This window comes from Actinoplanes sp. NPDC048791, assembly GCF_040650095.1.
GTDB lineage: Bacteria > Actinomycetota > Actinomycetes > Mycobacteriales > Micromonosporaceae > Actinoplanes.
In genome coordinates, this window is the sequence record NZ_JBEZGQ010000389.1 from 1 (window position 1) to 7261 (window position 7261).

Consider the following 7261-nt stretch of genomic DNA (forward strand, 5'->3'; position numbering starts at 1 on the left):
GGCGACGGCGGCCGGGCCGCCCGAGGTGGCGGCGGGGAAGAACTTGACGGCCTCCAGGCCGAGCTCGATGGCCGCCTGGACCTCGGTCGCGGTCACCGCGCCGGGCAGCACCGGTACGCCGAGGGCCTGGCAGCGCTCGACCACGGCCCGCGAGAGCCCGGGCGAGACGACGGACCGGGCGCCGGCCTCGACGGCCAGGTCCACCTGCTGCGGGGTCAGCACCGTGCCGGCCCCGACGAGCAGGCCGCCGTGCCCGGCCAGCTCCTGGATGCCCTTGAGGGCCTCGGGAGTGCGCAACGTGACCTCGGCGACGGGCAGCCCGCCGTCGACCAGCGCCTGGCCCAGCGGCCGGGCGGCGGCCGGGTCGTCCAGCACCACCACCGGTACGAGCGCGTGGTCGGCCAGCTGTTGCCAGGTCTCGTGCACGGTCATCACTCCTAGTCGGACACAGGGGCAGACGTCAGCAGCCCGGTCAGGACCTGCGCGGGGTCACCAGCGAGCAGCGCGCGCAACGGTACGGCGGTCTCGGCGGCCAGCCGCGTCACCTGCGACTGGCCGAGCGTTCCACGCCAGCCGAGCGCCGGGAAGAGCTCGGCCAGCCAGGGTTGCGGATCGCCGGCCGGGAAGCTGTCCCGGATCCGTGACAGCACCGCCGGGTCGTCGTCGCGGACCGGCAGGTCACCCAGCGCCCCGGCGTAGCCGGCCAGCAGGCAGGCCAGGGCGAAGACGCTGAGCGGGGCCTCGCGCCCGGCGCGCCAGGCGTCGAGGACCACGGGCAGATTCCGGGTACGCCACTTGGCGATCGCGTTGAGCGCGATGTCGGCCAGCTCGTGCCGCAGCACCGGATTGCGGAACCGGTCGAGGATCGCGGCGGCGAAACGGCTCAGCTCGGCGCGGTCACCGGGCAGGGTCGGCAGCACCTCGCCCTCGACCAGCTGCCGGACGTACGCCCCGGCGAGCGGATGCGCGGTGGCCTCCAGCACGGTCCGGCAGCCCAGCAGCGGGGCCACCGCGGCCATCGCGGTGTGCGCGCCGTTGAGCACACGGACCTTCTTCTCCCGGTACGGCCGGATGTCGGTGAGGAACTCGACGGGCTGCCCGGCCCGGTCCAGCGGGAACTCGTCGCGGATGGCCGGGTCGCCGGCGATCGCCCAGTGCCCGTAGGACTCGCCGCGGACGATGAGGCGGTCGTCGTACCCCAGGCTCTGCCGCAGCCCCGCGGCCTCGTCCTCGGGCAGTCCCGGCACGATGCGGTCGACGATCGTGTCGTAGAACCGGCAGTGCCCGGCGACCCACTGCGCGAAGCCGGGATCGGCGCTCGCCCGAGCGGCGTGCCGGAGCACCATCGCCCGCAGGGTGCTGCCGTTGTCCTCGTTGAGCTCGCAGGGCAGGAACGACAGTCCGCGGGCCGGGTCACCGCCGAAGTGCCGCCAGCGCTCGTGCAGCAGCGCGGCCATCTTCGCCGGGAACGACGCGGGCGGCGACGCGGTGAGGTCGTCGCCGTCGACGAACACGATGCCCGCCTCGGTGGTGTTGGAGACGACGAACCGCAGCTCCTCGCCGCGGGCCAGCGCGCGGCAGCGGTCCCAGTCGGCGTAGGCGTTGACGACCTCACGGACCGCGGTGACCAGGGTGGTCTCCGTGGCTCCGGCGCCCTCGAGGACGACGTGGAACAGGCCATCCTGCTCGGCCAGGCGCGGGGTCACCTGCTCGGGCCGAGGAGTCACCTTCAGGATCGCGATCCCGTGCCGCAGCACGCCGGCCTCGTTCGCCCGGTGCACCATCAGGTCGACGAACGCGCGGATGAAGTTGCCCGCACCGATCTGCAGGATCCGCACGGGCAGCTCCGCCCGGGCCACGCCGGCGCTGCTCAGGGGGCGCAGCTCTGGCCTCGCCTGGGTCACGTGATTCCTCTCCGGGGGACCGGCACCGACGTCGCCGCCCGTGGACGGCATATCGACTGCGTGCGATGATACAGAGTGAAAACGTTCCCGCAACTTTCCATTCGCGGCGAGGATGCACCCCATGGCTGACCCGGAACCCGCCCCGCTCACCGAGCACGCCCTGCTGCTGGGGCCCGACGACGACGTCGCGGTGGCGTTGCGCGACCTCCCGCCCGGCCTGGTGCTGCGACACGGTGACCTGCTGCTGACCGTCACGGCGGCGGTGCCGCAGGGACACAAGGTCGCGCTGCGCGAGCTGCCGCCGGGCACCCGGGTGCACAAGTACGGCCAGACGATCGGCCGCACCACCGGCGAGGTCCGCGCCGGCGACCACGTGCACGCCCACAACCTGGCCATGGACTCGGTCGACCACACGTACGAGTTCGGCACGGCCCGCGTGGCGATCCCGCCGGCCACCGAGCGGCTCACCTTCGAGGGGTACGTCCGCGCGGACGGCTCGGTCGGCACCCGCAACTACGTCGGCATCGTGACCTCGGTGAACTGCGCCGCCTCGACGGCCCGGATGATCGCCGACCAGTTCGGGGGCCTGGCGATGGACGCGTTCCCGGGGGTCGACGGCGTCGTCGCGCTCACCCACGACTCCGGCTGCGGCCTGGTGCCCACCAGCGACGGCGGCCAACTCTTGCAACGCACTCTGCGCGGGTACGCCGCCCACCCGAACATCGGCGCGATCCTGGTGCTGGGCCTGGGCTGCGAGATGATCGGCGTCGACAGCGTGACCGGCGGCGCGCTGCCGCCGGACACCCTGATCGAGCAGCTGGTCATCCAGGAGCAGGGCGGTATCCGGGCCACGGTCCGGGCCGGGGTCACCGCGGTACGGGGGCTGCTGGAGCAGGTGGCGCAACGGCGGCGGCAGACCGTACCGGCGTCGGCGCTGGTGCTCGGGCTCAACTGCGGCGGCTCGGACGGATATTCGGGGATCACCGCGAACCCGGCTCTGGGCCGTACCTCCGATCTGCTGGTCGCTCAGGGAGCGACCACCGTCCTGGCCGAGACCCCCGAGGTCTTCGGCGCGGAGCACCTGCTGACCCGGCGGGCGGTCAGCCAGGAGGTCGGACAGCGGCTGCTCGACCGGATCGCCTGGTGGCACGGGTACGTGCAGGCCGGCGGGGGCACGCTGGACAACAACCCGTCACCGGGCAACAAGGCCGGCGGCCTCACCACGATCCTGGAGAAGTCGCTGGGCGCGGTGGCCAAGGGCGGCACCGCCGAGCTCGTGGCGGTCTACGAGTACGCCGAGCGGGTGACCGCGTCCGGCTTCACCTTCATGGACACCCCCGGCTACGACCCGGTCTCGGTCACCGGGCTGGTCGCCGGGGGCGCGAACGTCGTCTGCTTCACCACCGGCCGGGGCTCGGTGCTCGGCACCAAGCCGGTGCCGTGCATCAAGATCGCGACGAACACCACGATGTTCGAGCGCATGCGCGACGACATGGACCTCAACGCGGGCGGCATCGCCGACGGCACCGCGACCATCGAGGGCCTGGGCGACGAGATCCTGCAGACCGTGCTGGACGTGGCGTCCGGCCGGCCCACCGTCAGCGAGGAACTGGATCTGGGCCGCGACGAGTTCGTCCCCTGGCAGCTCGGCGCGGTGACCTGACGGGAGTCGTCAGGCCGGGGCCACCCCGGAGGAGTCGCGCACGGCCAGGCTGGTGGCCAGGGTGATCTCCGGCTCGCGCGCGGAGCCGCCCGGCCGGCCCGACCCGTCGGCGCCCCCGATGCGGCGCAGCAGCAGCTCCAGCGCGGCCACCCCGGCCCGGCCCTTGGGCACCGTCACGGTGGTCAGCGGCGGGTGGCTCATCACGGCCATGCTGATGTCGTCGTAGCCGACCACGCTCATCCGCTGCGGCACCGCGACCCCGCGGGCGGCGAGGCGGTGCAACAGGCCCATGGCGACCAGGTCGTTGTAGGCCAGCACGGCGGTGGCCGGACCGGCGAGCACCAGGTCGCCGGCGAGCACCCCGCCCTGGAACGTGGGCGCCACCGAACCGACCCGCAGGATCTCGGTGTCGTCGTCGGCGGTGATCCCGGCCAGCGCCGACAGCCGCTGCTGCCCCGCCCACGAGTCCTCCGGCCCGGCGACGAAGGCGATGCACCGGTGCCCGAGGGCCCGGAGATGACCGATGGCCTGCCGGGTGCCGCCGGCGATGTCGGCCACCACGGACAGCATGCCGGGCACCCGGCGGTGCACCAGCACCGTCGACGCCGGGTCGGCCACCTCCAGCAGCTCGGCGTCGCCGGCCCGCGGGGAGCAGAGCAGGACCCCGTCGGTGTTGCGGCCCAGGGTGGCGATCGCCTCCAGCTCGGCCGCGACGTCCTCGTCCGTGTCGCTGATGAACACGCCGCAGTTGACCGACCGGGCCCGGGCCGTCACGCCCTTGGCCACGTCGGCGAAGAACGGGTTGCGCAGGTCGGGCACGATCAGGCCGAGGTTGCCGGTGCGGCCGGTGATGAGCCCCTGGGCCGCCCGGTTGGGCCGGTAGCCGAGGCGTTCCGCCGCCTCCTGCACCGCCTCGCGGGTGGCGGGGCTGACCCGGCCGCCGGTGAGCGCCCGCGACACCGTGGAGACCGAGACGCCGGCCGCGCGCGCGACGTCATGCACGGTGGTGCGCACGCGTGCCTCTCCCTCGCTGCCGGCCATTGCTGGCGCCAGCATAGCGAGAGGCCGGCCCGCGGCAGCCGTTACGGCGGCGGCAGGTACGTGGCCTGCACGGCCAGCGGCGCGCTGGACACGGACTCGGTGCCGGCGGCGTCCACGGCCACCACGGTGTAGGTGTGCCGGGTGCCCGCGCCGACCGTCAGGGACAGCTGGGTGCCGGTGGCCGTACCGGCGAGGGTCGCACCCTCGTAGATCCGGTAGCCGGTCGTGGGCTCGCCGCCCGGGGACGCGGTCCAGCTGAGCGTGATCGCGGTGTCGTTCACGCCCAGGGGTGCGTTGCCGGTGAGCGTGAGGTCGGCGGGCTGGGCGGGCCGGCCGGCCGGGCCGGGCGGCGTGGTCACCGCGACGGCGGTGCTGCGCGGGGACTCGCCGCAGGTGTCCGGCAGGGTGGCGGTCACCCGGAAGTTGTGCCGGGAGCCCGACGCCAGCCCGGTCACCATCGCCTCCGGACCGGCGGACGTGGCGAGCGGGCGGTCGCCGTCGTAGACGGTGTAGGCAGTCGCCGCGGTCCGGAGAATCCAGCTCAGCCGGACCGAGGAGGGAGACACCGCGATGGCGGTGAGGCCGATCGGCCGGGGCGGGTTGACCTGGCACGGCGCGGTGTTCGCCGGCACCGGCCGGGTGTGGGTGGACTCGTCACCGGCGGCGTTCAGGGCGGCGACGGTGAAGGTGTGCCACGAGGCGTGGTAGAGGCGGCCGACCGTCACGGCGGTGCTGCTGGTGCGGGCGACAAGGGTGTCGCCGTCGTAGACCGCGTACCGGGCCGGGGCCGGGCCCTCGGGTGCTGTCCAGGAGAGCCGGATCGTGGTGTCGGTGCGGCCGGCGACGGTCAGCGCGGAGGCTGCGGCCGGGCGTTCGGTGCCGCCGGCGGCGGTCGTCAGGGAGCCCCAGGCCACCGGCACGGTCTGCTGCAGACAGCCGTTGTAGCGGTAGAGGCCGACGCTGTAGGTCGTCGCCGGGGCCAGCCCGCCGATCCGGGCGCTGGTCCGCGTCGTCCGGCCCAGGCTGACCCCGCCGACCCGCAGCTCCAGGTCCTGCCACAGGGGATGCCGGGGCCACGACAGCGAGGCGGCCGAGGCGGTGATCGCGGTGGCCGTGACCGTCAGCGGCGCCGGGCTCAGGCACTCCGGATTCAGGCCGGACGCCCAGGCGTGCCCGCTGACCGGGGCGGTCGGGGCAGACTCGTGGCCCTGGTCGTCGACAGCGGTGACCGTGTACGTGTGGGTGGAGTTGAAGGCCACCGCCAGGGCCGCGGAGGTGGTGGTGGCCCTCGCGACCACCTGGCTGCCCTCGTACACCTGGAACCAGCGGGCCCGGGGACCGGTGCGCGGCTGCTCCCAGGACAGGCTCATCGAGGTCGTGCCTGTCCCCAGCGCCAACCGCTGCGGCGTGGCGGGTGCCGCGTTGTCCGCCCGGGCGGGTGCCCCCGGCGTGAGTACGGCGATCACGAGCGGGAGCGCGAGCCAGCGGCGCATGGGAACCTCTCCGGCGCGGGACAGGCCATCCGTGGCCGTCAATGCGTTCAGCCAAGGGCCTGCCCCGCGCGGTGTCAAGGACCGCTCACCGTTCAGGACTTGGGGGCCATCACCATGACTCCCAGGCACATCTCGTCGCTGGTGCCCTCGCCCCAGACGACGTACCGCGAGGGGAGGGACTTGAGCTGCGGCAACTGCTTGCGCAGGGTCGCGTCGTGGGTGCAGGTGACGCGCAGGGTGTCCCCGCGCTCGACGGCGATGGGCTCGGGCAGCGGGACCAGGGCCTGATTGTCGAAGTCGTACCGCGGCACGTCGATGACGGTGCGGGCCTTGGGCGTACCCGGATTGAGCTCGACCTTGATGGCCCGCCCGAGCAGGTGCATGTGGCCGGCGGCGAGGTAGATCGTGCCGGGCTCGCGTACCGGATGGTCGCAGTGCTGGGTGTTGCCGGCGACCGGCGCGGCGCCGGCGTTGCAGCCCGCGTTGAGACCGTCGACGGTCTCGGCGGATTCGGCGCCGAAGCGCTTGGCGACATCCGCGACCGCGGTGTCGCGATCGCAGAGCGGGCCGGTGGCACCCGGCTCGCACGGCAGCTCGATCGGCGCCGCGACCAGGGCGGTTTCGAGGCCCTGCAACGGCGCTTTGCCGTCCGCGATCCGCATCTGGATCCCGGAGCGGTCGGAAGCCTTGCTCTGATCCGTGACGCCGAGCAGGTTGTAGTGCACCTGCATGACCAGCTTGCTGCCCGGCGGCATCTCGAAGCCGAAACCGGCCGGCATGAGCGTCTCGCCGGCGCCGGGAGCCCAGTGCGCGACCCAGGCCGTATCCCCCGGCACACCCGCGTCACCGAAGCAGGTCCAGCCCTCGCCCGGCGTCTTCGCGTCGACGTCGGCGGCGGCCTTGGCCTGCTCGGCGCTGAGCCGGTAGAAGATCGCGTGGTGCACGATCTCGGCGTTCTGCGGCCGGAAGCGGCTGCCGGTCAGGTACGCGGGCTCGGTCAGCTTCGGATCGACGACGAAGCACCGGTATTCGTCGGTGCCGCCGTTGGGGGCGGCGGGGGTGTAGGGCTGCGGCAGGGCCAGATCGACGAACCGCTCCCCCTGGCGCAGCGCCGCCGGAGGCGCCGGGGACGACGCGCTGTGCGAGCCGTGGGGGCCGGC

6 protein-coding genes are annotated in these 7261 nt (G+C 73.8%); 1 reads left to right on the plus strand and 5 read right to left on the minus strand.

The window, feature by feature from the left end:
* Together AB0C29_RS25400 and AB0C29_RS25405 are read right to left on the minus strand one after the other, a co-directional pair.
* A partial coding sequence (locus AB0C29_RS25400; RefSeq protein WP_360824723.1) for a keto-deoxy-phosphogluconate aldolase occupies nucleotides 1–432 on the minus strand: 432 nt, incomplete at its 3' end.
* A gap of 5 nt (nucleotides 433–437) precedes the next feature.
* Nucleotides 438–1904, minus strand: coding sequence for a tagaturonate reductase (locus AB0C29_RS25405; RefSeq protein ID WP_360824726.1), 1467 nt, complete (start codon nucleotides 1902–1904; stop codon nucleotides 438–440).
* A gap of 121 nt (nucleotides 1905–2025) precedes the next feature.
* Between AB0C29_RS25405 and AB0C29_RS25410 the strand changes: the two genes are divergently transcribed.
* A complete protein-coding gene (locus tag AB0C29_RS25410; RefSeq protein ID WP_360824729.1) occupies nucleotides 2026–3567 on the plus strand; it encodes an altronate dehydratase family protein in 1542 nt (513 codons plus the stop codon).
* A 9-nt stretch (nucleotides 3568–3576) separates the two neighbouring features.
* Here AB0C29_RS25410 and AB0C29_RS25415 read toward each other — a convergent pair whose 3' ends face one another.
* The 3 genes from AB0C29_RS25415 to AB0C29_RS25425 all read right to left on the minus strand — a co-directional run.
* Complete coding sequence (locus AB0C29_RS25415) at nucleotides 3577–4581, minus strand: LacI family DNA-binding transcriptional regulator (protein ID WP_360824732.1); 1005 nt, start codon at nucleotides 4579–4581, stop codon at nucleotides 3577–3579.
* A gap of 68 nt (nucleotides 4582–4649) precedes the next feature.
* Entirely contained in the window at nucleotides 4650–6101 is a 1452-nt protein-coding gene (locus AB0C29_RS25420) for a fibronectin type III domain-containing protein (protein ID WP_360824735.1), read from the minus strand.
* Between the two features lie 92 nt (nucleotides 6102–6193).
* The coding region (locus AB0C29_RS25425) for a monooxygenase (RefSeq protein WP_360824738.1) at nucleotides 6194–7261 on the minus strand (1068 nt) is incomplete at its 5' end.